This is a genomic window from Massilia sp. ZL223, assembly GCF_018119395.1.
Taxonomy (GTDB): domain Bacteria; phylum Pseudomonadota; class Gammaproteobacteria; order Burkholderiales; family Burkholderiaceae_D; genus Telluria.
Map to the genome: position 1 here is coordinate 52134 of NZ_JAGPWD010000001.1, position 14551 is coordinate 66684.

The window sequence follows — 14551 nt, forward strand, 5'->3', positions numbered from 1 at the left end:
GCCAAGCGGATGCGGCCGCGCCGCCGAGGGGCTAGCGGTATTCGAATTGCAAATTTTACCCGGAGCGCCATGCCATGACGGCCTGCGGCGCGCTAGAATGGTTTCCAGGCCGACGACCCCGTCCGCCGCACCGGGGCGCCGCCGCCGGACCGCCCCGTCAAGAAACGAAAGGAGACGCACGTGACGAACGAACTCATCGATCTTGCCACCCAGGTTGGGCGGGCCCTGGAGGCCAAACGGCTGCTGCTGGTCACTGCCGAGTCCTGCACCGGCGGCGGAGTCTCGCAGGCCATCACCGAGGTTGCCGGCTCCACCGGCTGGTTCGAGTGCGGCTTCGTGACTTATTCGAATGCGTCCAAGACCGAATTGCTGGACGTGCCGGCGGCGATGATCGCCCAGTTCGGCTCGGTCAGCGAGGAAGTCGCGGGCAAGATGGCCGAGGGCGCGCTGGCCAACAGCAACGCCGACGTGGCCGTCTCGACCACCGGCATCGCCGGCCCGACCGGCGCCGTGCCGGGCAAGCCGGTCGGGACCGTCTGCTTCGGCTGGTCGCGCGGCGACACCACCTATACCGAGCGCCTGGTGTTCTCGGGCGACCGCCACGCCGTGCGCGAGCAGACCGTCGCGCACGCTCTCCGGGGACTGCTGCGCTTCATTGAATAAGGCGCGCCGGATGCCGGACAGGCTGCGCCATGCGCTTTTCGCCACGCTGGCGGCCCTGCCGCTGACGGCGGCCGCCGTCCCGGCAACGGCTTACACGCTGTATGCGGCGGGCGACATCGCCCGCTGCGCCCATCCCGATCCACGCTGGTCGGGCGCGGCCGCCACCGCCGCCCTGGTGGAAACGCGGCTGGCCGGCGATCCCGACGCCGCCGTATTGACGCTGGGCGACCACACCTACCCGCACGGCGCGGCGCGCGAGTTCGCCGACTGCTACGCCCCGACCTGGGGACGCTTCCGCGAACGCACCTGGCCCACGCCCGGCAACCACGAATACCACACCGACAAGGGCGCGCCCTACTTCGCCTACTTCGGCGAGCGCGCCGGGCGCGGCTACTACAGCCTGCGGCTGGGCGGCTGGCTGGTGATCTCGCTCAACAGCAACCTCAAGGGCGCGGCGCAGGCCGCCCAGCTGGACTGGCTGCGCACGGAACTGGCGCGCGCCCCGACGCGCTGCACGCTGGCGTTCTGGCACCACCCGCTGTATTCATCCGGCGGGCACCGCGAGCCGGGAAGACTGCAGGATGCGTGGCAGATTCTGTTCGACGCCGGGGCAGAGCTGGTCCTGTCCGGCCACGACCACGATTACGAACGCTTCGCGCCGCAGGATGCGCAGGGAGGGCTGGACCGGGCGCGCGGGATCCGGCAGTTCGTGGTCGGCACCGGGGGGGCGTATGCGACGCCCTTCCTGCGATTCCCGCCCAACAGCGAGGTGCGCGAGGCGAGTTTCGACGGGGTGCTGCAGCTGCGGCTGCTCGACGGGGCGTATGAGTGGACATTCCTGCCTGCGGCGCCGGAGAAGGTGCCGGCGGGGGCGGTGATGGATCATGGGCGAACCGAATGCCATTGATCTCTCACCACCAGCCCCAGCCCGTCGTTCCCGCGAAGGCGGGAACCCAAGTTCGTCGAGCCGCCGTCCGGGTTAAACTTGAACGTTACGCGCGCAAACTTGGATCCCCGCCTTCGCGGGGAGTCGGAGCCGCCAATGGCGGGTACGACGGTTTTACGGCCGCGTGCTTTGGAAATTCAGCCGTAGCGCCGCTTCCAAATCTACCAGCCGCCTCCTTTTGAATTATCATGGCGGCCCCGCGCCGCACGGAGATCCGCATGAGAGTGCTCGTCATCCTGGCCGCACTGCTGCTGGCCTCCCTATCCGCCCCCGCCATGTCCCAACCCCCTATTCCTCTGCCCGTGGTCGCCTACGATAAATACGTTCTCCCCAATGGCTTGCAGGTGATCCTGGTCGAAGACCGGCGCCTGCCCATCGTCGCCGTCAACCTGTGGTACCACGTGGGCCCGGCCAATGAAGTCCCGGGCCTGACCGGTTTCGCCCACCTGTTCGAGCACATGATGTTCGCCGCCACCCGCCACATCCCGCGCGGCCTGGCCGACCGCCTGCTCGAAGGCGCGGGCGCCACCGACAGCAACGGCAGCACGGACCTCGACCGCACCAACTACTACGACACCGTGCCCGCCAACCAGCTGGAGCTGGCGCTGTGGGTGCACGCCGACCGCATGGGCTACCTGCTCGACGTGCTCGACCAGAAGGCCTTGACCAACCAACAGGACGTGGTGCGCAACGAGCGCCGCGAGAGCGTCGAGAGCGAACCCTACGGCATCGTCGAGGAAGCCCTGTCGCACGCCCTCTTCCCCAAGGGCCACCCCTACTACGCCTCGGTCATCGGCTCGCACGCCGACATCCAGAACGCGCGCCTGGAAGACGTGCGCCAGTTCTTCGCGAGCTACTACGGCCCCAACAACGCCAGCCTGGTGATCGCCGGCGACATCGACAAGGCCAAGACGCGCGCGCTGGTCGAGCGCTACTTCGGCAGCTTCCGGCGCAGCCCGCCGGTGGCGCGCCCGAACGTGGCGACGCCGCCGATCACCAGCGAGCGGCGCGTGGTCGTGCCCGACCGCGTGGAGCTGCCGCGCGTGTTCATGGGCTGGCTCACGCCCCCGGCCTACCAGCCGGGCGACATCGAGCTGGCCGTGGCCGCCCACATCCTGGGCGGCGGCAAGTCGAGCCGGCTGTATAAATCGCTGGTCTACGAGCGCCAGATCGCGCAGGACGTCGACGCCACCCAGAATTCCTATGGCCTCACCTCGACCTTCGTGATCGACGTCACCGCGCGCGCCGGCCACACGGCGCGCGAACTGGAAGAAGCGATCGACGCCGAACTGGCCCAGCTGCGCGACACGGGTCCGTCCGAGCGCGAAGTCGAGCGCGCCCGCAACAGCATCGAGACCGCCCTGCTGTCTTCGATCGAAAAGCTCGGCGGCGACGGCCTGGCAGACCAGCTCAACCACTACAACCAGTACACCGGCGATCCGGGCTACCTGCCCAAGGACCTCGAACGCCTGCGCAGCGTGGACGCCGCCGCCGTGCGGCGCGCCGTGCAGGCCTGGCTCAAGCAGGACGCACGCGCGGTGGTCACCGGCATCCCGGGCACGCCCGTGATCGACGACCCGCGCGCACCCAAGAAGAAAGCCGCTCCCAAGCCGGCGGCCCAGCAGCACATCAACGCCGATGAACCCTGGCGCGCCAAGCCGCCCAAGGCCGGGCCCGCGCCCGCCTTCACGCTGCCGAAAGGCGAGTCCTTCAAGCTGGCCAACGGCCTGACCGTGATCCACCACCACAACCCGGCCCTGCCCCTGGTCTCGGCCCAGCTGGTGGTGCGCAGCGGCAGCGCGGCCAATCCGGTGCGCCTGCCCGGCCTGGCCGGCTTCACGGCCCAGATGCTGGAGGAAGGCACGGCCACCCGCAGCGCGCCCCAGATCGCCGACGAGCTGGCCCAGCTGGGCGCCTTCATGGACAGCGGCACCAGCGCCGACGCCTCCAGCGTCTCGCTGCTGGCGCTGCGCTCCACCTTCGCCCAGGCCCTCGAGATCATGGCCGACGTGGTGCAGCGACCGGCCTTCCCGAATGCCGAAGTCGAGCGCCAGCGCGCCGACCGGCTGGGTGAACTGATCCAGCAGCGCGACGAGCCGGACATGGTGGCCGCGGTCGCCGCCGCCGGCGCGCTGTACGGCGCGCGCCACGCCAAGGGCTACGGCCAGCTCGGCACCGAGCCGGCGATCCGCGCCACCACCCGCGACGATATCCATGCGTTCTGGCGCCGCCACTACGTGCCCTCGAACGCGGCCCTGGTAGTCACCGGCCACATCACCTTGGACGAGCTGCGCGCGCTGGCCGAGGCGCGCTTCGGCGCCTGGCAGGGCCAAGCCGCGCCGCCGGCCGCGGCGGGCGATGCCTCCACCACCCGCGCGCGCCTGGTGCTGGTCGACCAGCCCGGCGCCGGCCAGACGGCGCTGCGCGTCACCAGCATCGGCGCCGCGCGCGACACGCCGGACTACGCGGCCCTGCAAGTCATGAACGGCGCGCTGGGCGGCATGTTCTCCAGCAGGCTCAACAACAACCTGCGCGAGACCAAGGGCTATACCTACGGCGTCTATTCGGCCTTCCGCCTCGACCGCACGCCCGGCCCCTTCATCATCGCGGGCAACGTGGAGCGCGCCGCCACCGGCGCCTCGGTGCGCGAGATCTTCCGCGAAGTGCGCGCCATGCGCGAGCAACCGCTGCCTCCTGACGAGCTGGCGGCGGCGCGCGACGCCCAGCTGCTGTCGCTGCCCGGCCAGTTCGAGACCAGCGGCGAAGTCGGCGCCAGCCTGGCCGAGCTGTTCGTGTACGGGCTGCCGCTTGACTGGTACGCCGGCCTGCCGCGCCGCTTCGCGCAGGTCGATGCGGCCCAGGTGCAGCAGGCCGCGCGCACCTGGCTCGCGCCGGAGAAGATGATCGTGGTCGCCGTCGGCGACCGCAAGAAAGTCATGCCGCAGCTGCAGCCGCTCGAACTGGGCGCGCCGGAAGTGCGCGACGACGACGGACAGCTCATCCTCAAGAAGGAGGGAAAATAGCAGACCGTTGCGCCGATGCCTAAGGCTTACAAAGGATTACAAATGCCCTCGCTTTCTGCTTGCAAGGCCGCGTCTTTGGCAGGATGATGAATTCACCGGCGCGCATTGACGCCGCCGGTGTCAGGGGGCACCTCATGCAAAGCTTCTTGTTCGCGACCGGGATCGAAGGCAGCTACCCGGTCGTCACCGGGCGCAACGGCGGCTCCTTGCGCATCGACGAAATGGAAAAGACCGGGCATTACCGGCACTGGAAGGAAGACCTTACCCTGGTCAGCACCCTGGGCATCGACGCCCTGCGCTACGGACCTCCCTACTACAAGGTGCACCAGGGCCCCGGGAGCTACGACTGGGATTTCACCGACGAGGTCTTCGCCGAAATCCGCCAGCGCGGCATCAAGCCCATCGTCGACCTCTGCCATTTCGGCTTGCCCGACTGGCTGGGCAACTTCCAGAATCCCGAGTTCCCCCAGTTCTTCACGGAGTACGCCGAGGCCTTCGCCAGACGCTATCCCTGGGTGGAGCTGTACACGCCGATCAACGAGATCTACATCACCGCCAAGTTCTCGGCCCACGAAGGCCTGTGGAACGAGCGCATGAAGACCGACCGCGCTTTCGTGAACGCGATCCGCAACCTGGCCAGGGCGAACATCCTGGCCACCGAGGCGATCATGCACGTCCAGCCCAACGCCAAGTTCATCCAGAGCGAATCGTCGGAGTACTTCCACCCCAGCGGCCCCGAAGCCATGGAAATGGCGCGCCACATGAACGAACTGCGCTTCCTGGCCCTGGACCTCACCTACGGCCACGACGTCTCCGGACGGATGTACGAATACCTGTTCGACAACGGCATGAAGCGCGAGGACTATCACTTCTTCCTCAACCGCAACGTCAAGCCCGTCTGCATCATGGGCAACGACTACTACGCCACCAATGAACACGTGATCCACCCGGACGGCAGCACCGGTTCCTGCGAACTGTTCGGCTACTACGTGATCACCCAGCAGTATTACCACCGCTACCGCATCCCCGTGATGCACACCGAGACCAACAACCGCGACGCGGGCACGGGCGAGAAGGATGCCTGCGCCTGGCTCGAGAAGCAGTGGTCGAACCTGGTGCGGCTCAAGACAGACGGCGTGCCCATCCTCGGATTCACCTGGTACAGCCTGGTCGACCAGGTGGACTGGGACAGCGCCCTCACCATCGACGCAGGGACCGTCAACCAGTACGGCCTGTGCGACCTGGAGCGGCGTGTGCGCCCGATCGGCGAGGCCTACCGCGACCTGATCCATACCTGGCGGCACCGGGTGCGCAACGATTTCATCTGCCTGCATTAAATTTGCTGAGCTCAGGCGGCGCTTGCAAGGAGGCCTGTTTGGCGGGATGATGAACGCCTGCCGGCAGGATCGGCATCGGAAGGAGGCGGACGATGCAGAGGTTCTTGTTTGCGACGGGAATCGAAGGCAGCTATCCGGTCATCGCGGGGCGCGACGGCGCCGACCAGCGCATCGACGAGATGGAAAAGACCGGCCACTACCTGCGCTGGAAGGACGACCTGTGCCTGGTGCGCGCGCTCGGGATCGACGCGCTGCGCTGCGGCCCGCCCTACTACAAGGTGCACCTGGGTCCGGGCCGCTACGACTGGGAATTCCCGGACGCCTTCTTCGCCGAAGTCCAGCGCCTGCGCATCAAGCCCATCGTCGACCTCTGCCATTTCGGCCTGCCCGACTGGCTCGGCAATTTCCAGAATCCCGAGTTCGCGCACTTCTTCGCCGAATACGCGGGCGCCTTCGCCCAGCGTTTTCCCTGGGTCGAGCTGTACACGCCGATCAACGAGATCTACGTCACCGCCAAGTTCTCGGCCCACGAAGGCCTGTGGAACGAGCGCCTGCGTTCCGACCGCGCCTTCGTCACCGCCATCAAACACCTGGCCAAGGCCAATATCCTGGCGACCGAAGCGATCCTGAAGGTCCAGCCCACGGCGAGGTTCATCCAGAGCGAATCCTCGGAATACTTCCACCCCTGCGGGCCGGATGCCGTAAACGTGGCGCGGCACATGAACGACATGCGCTTCCTGGCCCTGGACCTGACCTACGGCCACGATGTCTACGCCAGGATGTACGAGTTCCTGCTCGACAATGGCATGACCCGCGACGAATACCATTTCTTCCTCGACCGCAGCGTCAAGCCGGTCTGCATCATGGGCAACGACTACTACGCCACCAACGAGCACATCGTCTACCCGGACGGCAGTACCTTCGTGTGCGAGATGTTCGGCTACTATGTCATCACCCAGCAGTACTACGACCGCTACCGCATCCCCGTGATGCACACCGAGACCAACAACCGCGACGCCGGCAACGGCGAGAAGGACGCCCGTTCCTGGCTCGAAAAGCAGTGGTCGAACCTGCTGCGCCTGAAGTCCGACGGCGTGCCCATCCTCGGCTTCACCTGGTACAGCCTGGTCGACCAGGTCGACTGGGACAGCTCGCTCGCTGTCGATGCCGGCAACGTCAACCGCTACGGCCTGTGCGACCTGGAACGCCGCGTGCGACCGGTGGGCGAGGCCTACCGCGACCTGATCCACACCTGGAAGCACCGGATCAGCAACGATTTCATCTGCCTGCGCTAGCCATGGAGATGCCGGGCAAGGTCGTCATCGTCAGCGGCGCCACCTCTGGCATCGGCCGCGAGGTGGCCTTGCGCTTCGCCCGCGAAGGCGCGCGCGTCGTGATCCTCGGGCTGGACGACACCCGCGGCCAGGAGGTGCAGACCGCCCTGCAGCTGCAGGGCGCGGCGGACTGCTTTTACAGGCGCACCGACGTGAGCGACGGCGGCGCGGTCCAGGCCGCCGTGGCCGAAGCGGCCGCGCGCTGGGGCCGGGTGGATGTGCTGGTCAACAACGCCGCGATCATGCATACCGGCGCCCTGGCCGACATGAGCGAGGCCGACTGGGACAAGACGATGGCGGTCAACCTGAAGGGGCCCTTCCTGCTGGCGAAGCACGCGCTGCCGGCCATGCCGCCGGGCTCCAGCATCGTCAACATCTCCTCGGTGCATGCGATCGCAACCGATGCGCACAGCACCGCCTACTCGGCCAGCAAGGGTGGGCTCGAAGCCTTCACGCGTGCGCTCGCGCTCGAATGCCATGCGCGCAAGATACGGGTGAATGCGCTGCGCCTGGGCGCGGTCGATACGCCCATGCTGTGGAATAACCCGGATGTGCGCTCGGGCGAGGAGAAGCTCGACCCGAGCGAGGTGGCGTCATCCGGCGAGGTGGCGGAACTGGTGCTGTTCCTGGCGAGTGCGCGTTCGCAGCCGGTGACCGGCGCAGTGCTCACTGCCGACGGCGGGCGCCTGCCTATCCTCGGCAGCCACGCGCACTAGGCGCAGGTGCGGAAACCCACGAACATGTCGCTGCGCTGCGGCGAGTAGAAATTGCGGAAGGCGGTCGAACGCAGGCGTTCCGGCGTCGCGAAGGAGGCGCCGCGCAGCACCTGGTGGGTGTCGAAGTAAGGCGCCGAATACTCTCGGTAGGAATCCGGCGCGAATCCCGGGAAGGCGGTGAAGGGCGATGCCGTCCACTCCCACAGATCGCCCCAGCGCATGCCCGGATGGGCCGCCGCGCGCACCCATTCGGCCTCGCTGGGCAGGCGACGTCCGGCCCAGGCGCAATACGCCTGCGCCTCGTACAGGCTGACATGGCGCACCGGCTCGGACTCCAGGAGCCGACAAGGCCGGCCGAAGCGCAAGGCATACCAGGCGTCGCCCTCGCGCCGCCAGCCGCGCGGCGCGTCCGCTTGCTGCTGCGCCAGCCAGGTCCGGCCCGCTTCGCTCCAGAAGCGCGGCTCCCGGTAGCCGCCGGCGGCAATGAAGCGGCTGTAGTCGGCATTGCTCACCAAGGTCGCATCGATGCGGAAAGGCGCCAGCTCGCAAGGCTGCGCCCACTTTTCATTGTCGAAGACGAAGCCGCTGCCGGGCCGGCTGCCCAGTTCGATCATGCCGCTGCCGAAACTCAGCTCGGCCGCCGCGGCGGACGGCACGGCAGGCTCGCTGCCTGGCCAGGGCCGGCCCAGGGTCTGCAAGGTGTAGGCGAAGGCTTCGCCATGCATGTCTTCGTGCGCCAGGACCAGGCGGTAAAAATAGAGGGCGTCGTCGCTGTGCGCTTCGCTGTCCAATCTTGCCAGCACACCGTCGAGCACGGCGCGGCAATACGCCTTGATCTCGCCGGCCGGCGGCAGGTCCAGCGACCAGCGGGTGTCGTGCGCGACGGTGTTGGAATCGAACCAGGCGTCGCTCCCGGCCAGCAGCGAGGGCCGCAAGGCCGCATCAAGCGCGCTCGAGCTTGCGCCGCGCAGGAGGTACCACTCGGCGAACCAGGCGATGTGCCCGAGTTCCCACAAAGGCGGGTTCACGATGGGCAGCAAGGGCACATTGAAAGGGTCGTCCATGCCGGCCCCGGCAAATTGCTCGAAGAAGGCCAGGCTGCGCACGCGGGCGTCTTGCAGCGCCAGGGCCAGCGCATCCGGTGCGGCGGTTCGAAACGAGGCGTTCATGGCAGGCTTTCAGGCGGGGTCGTGGCGCCCCAGGGACTCCCATTATCGGCCGGGGTCCGGCAAATTCCAAGCACGCCCTTGCCGCTTCTCACGGCTTGATCTAACATGTGAACAATTCTTCACATGTTGAATATGAACTCACTCCTCGAACCCGGCCATCCGGGCCTGGCGGAAGCGCCGTCGCCGGAAGCCGTCGACCAGCTGGCGGACCTGTTCCACCTGCTGGGCGACCCCACCCGCCTGCGCATCGTGCTGGCCTGCCTGGCCCAGCCGACCGCGGTGGGCGACATCGCCGGCCTGCTCGCCTTGTCCAGCTCCCTGGTCAGCCACCACCTGCGCCTGCTGCGCGCCGCCCGCATCGTCAAGGCCGAGCGCCAGGGCAAGCAGGTGTTTTACTCCGCCGCCGACGCTCACATCAGCGGCCTGCTCACCAACATGTTCGAGCACATCGCCGAACCCGCAAACGGAATCGATCCATGAAGCACCAGCATAGCCACGACCATGACCACGACCACGATCACGGTCATGAGCACCACGGCCACCATCACGGCCTCGGCCACCATCATCACCACATGCCCGATCCCAACAGCAATGGCCGCGCCTTCGCGCTGGCGATCGGCGTCAACACGCTGTTCGTGGCGATCGAATTCATCTACGGCTTCATCGCGCACTCGACGGCGCTGATGGCCGACGCTGGCCACAACCTGTCCGACGTGCTGGGCCTGCTGCTGGCCTGGGGCGCGGCGGTGCTCACCAGGAGCAAGCCGCACGGCCGCTACACCTACGGCCTGCGCGGCTCGACCATCCTGGCGGCGCTGGCCAATGCGGTGCTGCTGCTGGTAGCTTGCGGCGCCATCGCCTGGGAAGCGGTGCAGCGCTTCGCCGAACCGGCGCCGGTGGCCGGTTCGACGGTGTCGATCATCGCGGCCATCGGCGTGGCGATCAACGGCTTCTCGGCCTGGCTGTTCATGAAGGGCGCCAAGGACGACCTCAATGTGCGCGGCGCCTACCTGCACATGGCGGCCGATGCCGCGCTCTCGCTGGGCGTGGTGGTGTCGGGGCTGGTGATCATGTCGACCGGCTGGACCTGGATCGACCCGGCGGTGAGCCTGGTGATCGTGGTCGTGATCGTGGCCGGCACCTGGTCGCTGCTGCGCGAGTCGGTGCAGCTGTCGATGGCGGCGGTGCCGCCCTCGGTGGACGCGGTCAAGGTGAAGGGCTTCCTGGCCAAGTGGCCGGGGGTGAGCGAGGTGCACGACCTGCACATCTGGGCGATGAGCACCACCGAGACGGCGCTCACGGCGCACGTGGTGATGCCTGGGGGGTATCCGGGGGATGCGGTGCTCGACGATATCGTCGAGCATTTACGGGAAGATTTCGGGATTCACCACTGCACGCTGCAGGTGGAGGAAGGGACTACCCACCATCATTGTGCGTTGAGGGTGCATGCGCATTGAGCGCTAGCGGGACGCTACGGACTTGGATCCCCGCCTTCGCGGGGATGACGTTGGTGGAAGGTGCGTGAGAGTCGATATAACGTCTTCGGACTCGTACGTTAAAACGTCATCCCCGCGAAGGCGGGGACCCAAGTTTGCCAACAGACCTTCGGCCCTCAACCCGCCAGATTCGCATACAAAGCCGTACTCAAATACCTCTCCCCAAACGAAGGAATGATCGTCACGATCATCTTCCCCGCATTCTCCGGCCTGCGCGCCACCTGGATGGCCACCCACAGCGCCGCCCCCGACGAAATCCCCACCAGCAGCCCCTCTTCCCTGGCCGCCGCGCGCGCCGTCTCGAAGGCGTCGTCGTTCTTCACCGTGATGACTTCGTCATAGGCATGGGTATTCAGCACCTGCGGTACGAAACCCGCGCCGATGCCCTGGATCGGGTGCGGCCCCTTGGTTCCCTTGGACAGCATGGGCGAAGCCTCCGGCTCCACCGCGATCGCCTGGAAGCCCGGCTTGCGCCCCTTGATCACCTCGCTCACGCCGGTGATCGTCCCGCCCGTGCCCACGCCCGCGACCAGGATGTCGACCTTGCCGTCGGTATCGCGCCAGATCTCCTCGGCGGTGGTGCGGCGGTGCACCTCGGGGTTGGCGGGATTGTTGAACTGCTGGGGCATGAAGTTGCGCGGATCGGCCGCCACGAGTTCCTCGGCGCGCCGGATCGCGCCCAGCATGCCTTCGCTGCCGGGAGTGAGCACCAGCTCGGCCCCGTAGGCGCGCAGCAGCATGCGGCGCTCGTTGCTCATGGTCTCGGGCATCACCAGCTTGCAGCGGTAGCCGCGCGCGGCGCACACCATCGCGAGCGCGATGCCGGTGTTGCCGCTGGTGGGTTCGACGATGGTGGTGTCGGGGCCGATCAGCCCCGCCGCCTCGGCCGCCTCGATCATGGCCAGGCCGATGCGGTCCTTGACGCTGTGCGCGGGATTATGGAACTCGAGCTTGCCGAGGATCTCGGCGCCGCTGCCGGCGGCCAGCTTGCGAATACGTACCAACGGGGTGTTGCCAATCAGCTCAGTCACGTCGTTTGCAATTCTCATGCACGGCCTCCGGTTGTCGAGTCACATATGAGTTACTTCACATCCATCAGTTCCACGTCGAAGATCAGGTCCGCATCCGGCGGGATCACGCCGCCCGCGCCGCGCTTGCCGTAGGCCAGGGCGCTCGGGATGATCAGGGTGCGCTTGCCGCCCACCTTCATGCCGGCCACGCCCTGCTCCCAGCCCTTGATGACGCGGCCCGCGCCCAGCTGGAATTCGATCGGCGTACGGCCGGCGTCGAGCGAGGAATCGAACTTGCGGCCGCGCTGCTTGGGCGCCAGCGGCTTGTGCAGCCAGCCGGTGTAGTTGACGGCGACGTTGCTGCCGAGCGTGGCTTCCTTGCCCTTGCCGACCACGCGGTCGACGATCTCGACCTGGGGTGCGGGGGTTGCAGGGACGACGGGCTCGGTCGGCTGGACCGGCTGGGCCGGCTGCGCCTCGGTTGCCGTGGTGGCTGGCGTGGCCGGCATTGCCGGCGGGGATGCCGGCTGCTGCTGCTCCGGCGGCGGCTGGGTGGCCGGCTTGCCGGCCTCCTGCTGCTGCTGAGCGCTCTGCTGAGCGTGGACGCTGGCGGCGGCGAGCAGCAGCGCGATGAAGGCGGATCGACGAATCATGGGCTCTTCCATCAAAAGGATTCAAACTGATCCTATGATAGCAAGGCCTCCTCGGGTTGCACAGTTTGCACTACAACAGCTTCCGCCTCCGTTTGCGGCCGCGCATTGGCGGCGTCGGCCAGCTTGCGCAGCAGGTGGCCGGCGGCCACCATGCCGAAGGTGGCCGTGACCACCATGCTGGAGCCGAAGCCCGCGCAGTTCAGCCCGGTGACGCTGTTGGGATCGATGGCGCAGGCGTCGCCCGCTTCCGGGTAGCGCAGCGGCTCCATCGAGAACACCGCGTCGATGTGGTACTTGTTCTTCTCGCCACGCGCGAAGCCGTATTGCGCGCGCAGGATCTTGCGCACTTTCTTGAGCAGCGGTTCCTGCTCGGTGCGCGCCAGGTCGCGGATCTCGACCTTGGTCGGATCGAGCTGGCCGCCGGCGCCGCCGATGACCACCAGCGGCATCTTGTTGGCGCTGCACCAGGCGATCAGGGCCGCCTTCGGCTTGACGCTGTCGATGGCGTCGACCACGTAATCAAAACCCTTGCCGGCGACCATGCTCTCGATATTCTCCGGATCGATGAAATCCTCGACCAGGGTCACCTTGCAGAACGGATTGATCTCGGCGATGCGGCGCTGCAGGGCCTCGATCTTGGGCAGGCCCACGGTCGAGGACAGCGCCTGGATCTGGCGGTTGATGTTCGACTCGGCGACGTTGTCGAGGTCGATCAGGGTCAGGTGGCCGATCGCGCTGCGCGCCAGCGCCTCGACGATCCAGGAGCCGACGCCGCCCACGCCGATCACGCAAACGTGCGCCGCGCGGAAACGTTCCAGTGCACGCTCGCCGTACAGGCGAGCTATGCCTCCGAAGCGGCGCGCAAAGTCGACTTCTTCTTCCAGTGCTGCCGCGAACTCATGGGGTTTGATCGTGTTCATCCTCCCATTTTAACGGACGGAACTTTCACAACTGCACTAAAATAACTCTCAGTCAATTAAATTCTTTTCGCGTGTCAACAAAAAGCCATATGACCACCCTCCTGCACGACACCGCTCCCGATTTCGACCAGCCGATCGCCGTGCTCAAGCATTGCCATGGCCGCATCCGCAAGCAGCTGGCGACCCTGGACAAGCTGCTGGTCCACCTGCCGGAACACGGCGCCGACGAGCAGGCGCGCCAGGCCGCGAGCGCGGTGCTGAAGTATTTCGACAAGGCCGCCCACCTGCACCACGAGGACGAGGAGCAGGACCTGATCCCGATGCTGCGCGCCGTGGCCCAGGGCGAAGACGCCGCCACCCTGCAGGCGCTGGCGCCGGTGATTCTGCAGGACCACAAGGACATGGACGCGCTGTGGCAGGACCTGCACGAGCAGCTCAACCTGGTCGCCGAAGGCGGCGCCGCCGCCCTGTCGGCCAGCGCCGTGCAGCGCTTCGTGCAGCGCTACACCGCGCACATGGAACGCGAGGAAAGCGTGATCGCGCCGATGGCCATGCGCCTGTTCTCGTCCGAGCAGATGGCGCGCCTGGGCGCCGCCATGAAGCAGCGCCGCGGCCTGGGCGGAGAAACGGACAAGCCTTCGGTCGGCCAGTCGGTGGCCGACCTGCGCAAGGATTACGGCCAGGCAAGCCTTACGGAAGAGGACGTGCTGGACGACCCGATGCTGCAATTCACCCAGTGGTTCGAGCAGGCGCTCAAGGCCGAAGTCAACGAGCCGAACGCGATGTCGGTGGCGACCGTATCAAGCGAAGGCCGCCCGAGTTCGCGTATCGTGCTGGTGAAGCAGTTCGACGAGCGCGGGTTCACCTGGTACACCAATTACGACAGCAAAAAAGCCCAGGATTTGCGCGATAATAAATTTGCAGCATTGTTATTCTTTTGGAGTGAACTGGAACGCCAGGTGCGCATCGAAGGACGAGTGGAGCGCACCCTGGACGAAGAAAGCGACCGGTATTTCCGCAGCCGTCCTCTCAAGAGCCGGCTGTCGGCCATCGCTTCGCACCAAAGCGCCCCGATCGCCAGCCGCGCCGCGCTCGAGGAGAACTACGAAACGGTGGCTCGGCAGGCAGGCGAGGATCCGCCACGCCCCGCGAACTGGGGCGGTTTCCGGCTGATCCCCGACCGCATCGAATTCTGGCAAGGCCGGCGCTCGCGCTTCCATGACCGCATCGTGTACGAGCGGCAGGCGGACGGCAGCTGGACGCGCCAGCGTTTGCAACCGTAGG

The 14551-nt window shown here is 67.0% G+C and carries 13 protein-coding genes; 9 read left to right on the top strand and 4 right to left on the bottom strand.

The window, feature by feature from the left end; all coding sequences use genetic code 11:
* The first annotated feature begins 180 nt into the window (after positions 1–180).
* The 6 genes from KBW95_RS00200 (at position 181) to KBW95_RS00225 (ending at position 8019) form a co-directional block, all read left to right on the top strand.
* The gene (locus KBW95_RS00200) at positions 181–663 is read left to right on the top strand and encodes a CinA family protein (protein ID WP_211523514.1); all 483 of its coding nucleotides are present in this window, start codon (positions 181–183) and stop codon (positions 661–663) included.
* Positions 664–673: 10 nt separating this feature from the next.
* Entirely contained in the window at positions 674–1570 is an 897-nt protein-coding gene (locus KBW95_RS00205; protein ID WP_211523515.1) for a metallophosphoesterase, read from the top strand.
* A 257-nt stretch (positions 1571–1827) separates the two neighbouring features.
* Entirely contained in the window at positions 1828–4632 is a 2805-nt protein-coding gene (locus KBW95_RS00210) for a pitrilysin family protein (RefSeq protein ID WP_211527218.1), read from the top strand.
* Positions 4633–4766: 134 nt separating this feature from the next.
* A complete protein-coding gene (locus KBW95_RS00215; protein WP_211523517.1) occupies positions 4767–5969 on the top strand; it encodes a family 1 glycosylhydrolase in 1203 nt (400 codons plus the stop codon).
* Between the two features lie 92 nt (positions 5970–6061).
* Positions 6062–7264 carry a family 1 glycosylhydrolase gene (locus tag KBW95_RS00220; protein WP_211523518.1) on the top strand — a complete coding sequence of 401 codons (1203 nt, stop codon included), beginning with the start codon at positions 6062–6064 and terminating at the stop codon, positions 7262–7264.
* 2 nt (positions 7265–7266) lie between these two features.
* The gene (locus KBW95_RS00225; RefSeq protein ID WP_211527219.1) at positions 7267–8019 is read left to right on the top strand and encodes an SDR family NAD(P)-dependent oxidoreductase; all 753 of its coding nucleotides are present in this window, start codon (positions 7267–7269) and stop codon (positions 8017–8019) included.
* On the opposite strand, the gene senA is transcribed toward KBW95_RS00225, so the two are convergent.
* The gene (gene senA / locus KBW95_RS00230; RefSeq protein WP_211527220.1) at positions 8016–9188 is read right to left on the bottom strand and encodes a selenoneine synthase SenA; all 1173 of its coding nucleotides are present in this window, start codon (positions 9186–9188) and stop codon (positions 8016–8018) included. The genes KBW95_RS00225 and senA overlap by 4 nt on opposite strands.
* 132 nt (positions 9189–9320) lie before the next feature.
* Here senA and KBW95_RS00235 point away from each other — a divergent pair, with 132 nt between their 5' ends.
* Positions 9321–9668 carry a helix-turn-helix transcriptional regulator gene (locus KBW95_RS00235; RefSeq protein ID WP_211523521.1) on the top strand — a complete coding sequence of 116 codons (348 nt, stop codon included), beginning with the start codon at positions 9321–9323 and terminating at the stop codon, positions 9666–9668.
* Complete coding sequence (locus tag KBW95_RS00240; RefSeq protein WP_211523522.1) at positions 9665–10645, top strand: cation diffusion facilitator family transporter; 981 nt, start codon at positions 9665–9667, stop codon at positions 10643–10645. Before KBW95_RS00235 ends, KBW95_RS00240 begins: the two co-directional genes overlap by 4 nt.
* A gap of 155 nt (positions 10646–10800) precedes the next feature.
* Here the strand turns inward: KBW95_RS00240 and cysK are convergent, their stop codons facing one another.
* The 3 genes from cysK to tcdA are packed head-to-tail and all read right to left on the bottom strand — an operon-like array spanning position 10801 to position 13267.
* A complete protein-coding gene (cysK, locus tag KBW95_RS00245) occupies positions 10801–11733 on the bottom strand; it encodes a cysteine synthase A (protein ID WP_211523523.1) in 933 nt (310 codons plus the stop codon).
* 32 nt (positions 11734–11765) lie between these two features.
* Positions 11766–12347 (bottom strand): FKBP-type peptidyl-prolyl cis-trans isomerase, encoded by a 582-nt coding sequence (locus KBW95_RS00250; protein WP_211527221.1) that lies wholly within the window; start codon positions 12345–12347, stop codon positions 11766–11768.
* Positions 12348–12379: 32 nt separating this feature from the next.
* Complete coding sequence (gene tcdA / locus KBW95_RS00255; protein ID WP_211523525.1) at positions 12380–13267, bottom strand: tRNA cyclic N6-threonylcarbamoyladenosine(37) synthase TcdA; 888 nt, start codon at positions 13265–13267, stop codon at positions 12380–12382.
* Between the two features lie 89 nt (positions 13268–13356).
* On the opposite strand from tcdA, the gene pdxH reads away from it, so the two are divergent.
* Positions 13357–14550 (top strand): pyridoxamine 5'-phosphate oxidase, encoded by a 1194-nt coding sequence (gene pdxH, locus KBW95_RS00260; protein ID WP_211527222.1) that lies wholly within the window; start codon positions 13357–13359, stop codon positions 14548–14550.
* Position 14551: the final 1 nt, after the last annotated feature.

Bases quoted from the DNA above. Each gene is read 5' to 3' on its own strand.
- KBW95_RS00235 (WP_211523521.1), top strand. From the start codon at position 9,321: ATGAACTCACTCCTCGAACCCGGCCATCCGGGCCTGGCGGAAGCGCCG.
- cysK (WP_211523523.1), bottom strand. From the start codon at position 11,733: ATGAGAATTGCAAACGACGTGACTGAGCTGATTGGCAACACCCCGTTG.
- senA (WP_211527220.1), bottom strand. From the start codon at position 9,188: ATGAACGCCTCGTTTCGAACCGCCGCACCGGATGCGCTGGCCCTGGCG.
- KBW95_RS00240 (WP_211523522.1), top strand. From the start codon at position 9,665: ATGAAGCACCAGCATAGCCACGACCATGACCACGACCACGATCACGGT.
- pdxH (WP_211527222.1), top strand. From the start codon at position 13,357: ATGACCACCCTCCTGCACGACACCGCTCCCGATTTCGACCAGCCGATC.
- KBW95_RS00205 (WP_211523515.1), top strand. From the start codon at position 674: ATGCCGGACAGGCTGCGCCATGCGCTTTTCGCCACGCTGGCGGCCCTG.
- tcdA (WP_211523525.1), bottom strand. From the start codon at position 13,267: ATGAACACGATCAAACCCCATGAGTTCGCGGCAGCACTGGAAGAAGAA.
- KBW95_RS00210 (WP_211527218.1), top strand. From the start codon at position 1,828: ATGAGAGTGCTCGTCATCCTGGCCGCACTGCTGCTGGCCTCCCTATCC.
- KBW95_RS00215 (WP_211523517.1), top strand. From the start codon at position 4,767: ATGCAAAGCTTCTTGTTCGCGACCGGGATCGAAGGCAGCTACCCGGTC.
- KBW95_RS00250 (WP_211527221.1), bottom strand. From the start codon at position 12,347: ATGATTCGTCGATCCGCCTTCATCGCGCTGCTGCTCGCCGCCGCCAGC.
- KBW95_RS00225 (WP_211527219.1), top strand. From the start codon at position 7,267: ATGGAGATGCCGGGCAAGGTCGTCATCGTCAGCGGCGCCACCTCTGGC.
- KBW95_RS00220 (WP_211523518.1), top strand. From the start codon at position 6,062: ATGCAGAGGTTCTTGTTTGCGACGGGAATCGAAGGCAGCTATCCGGTC.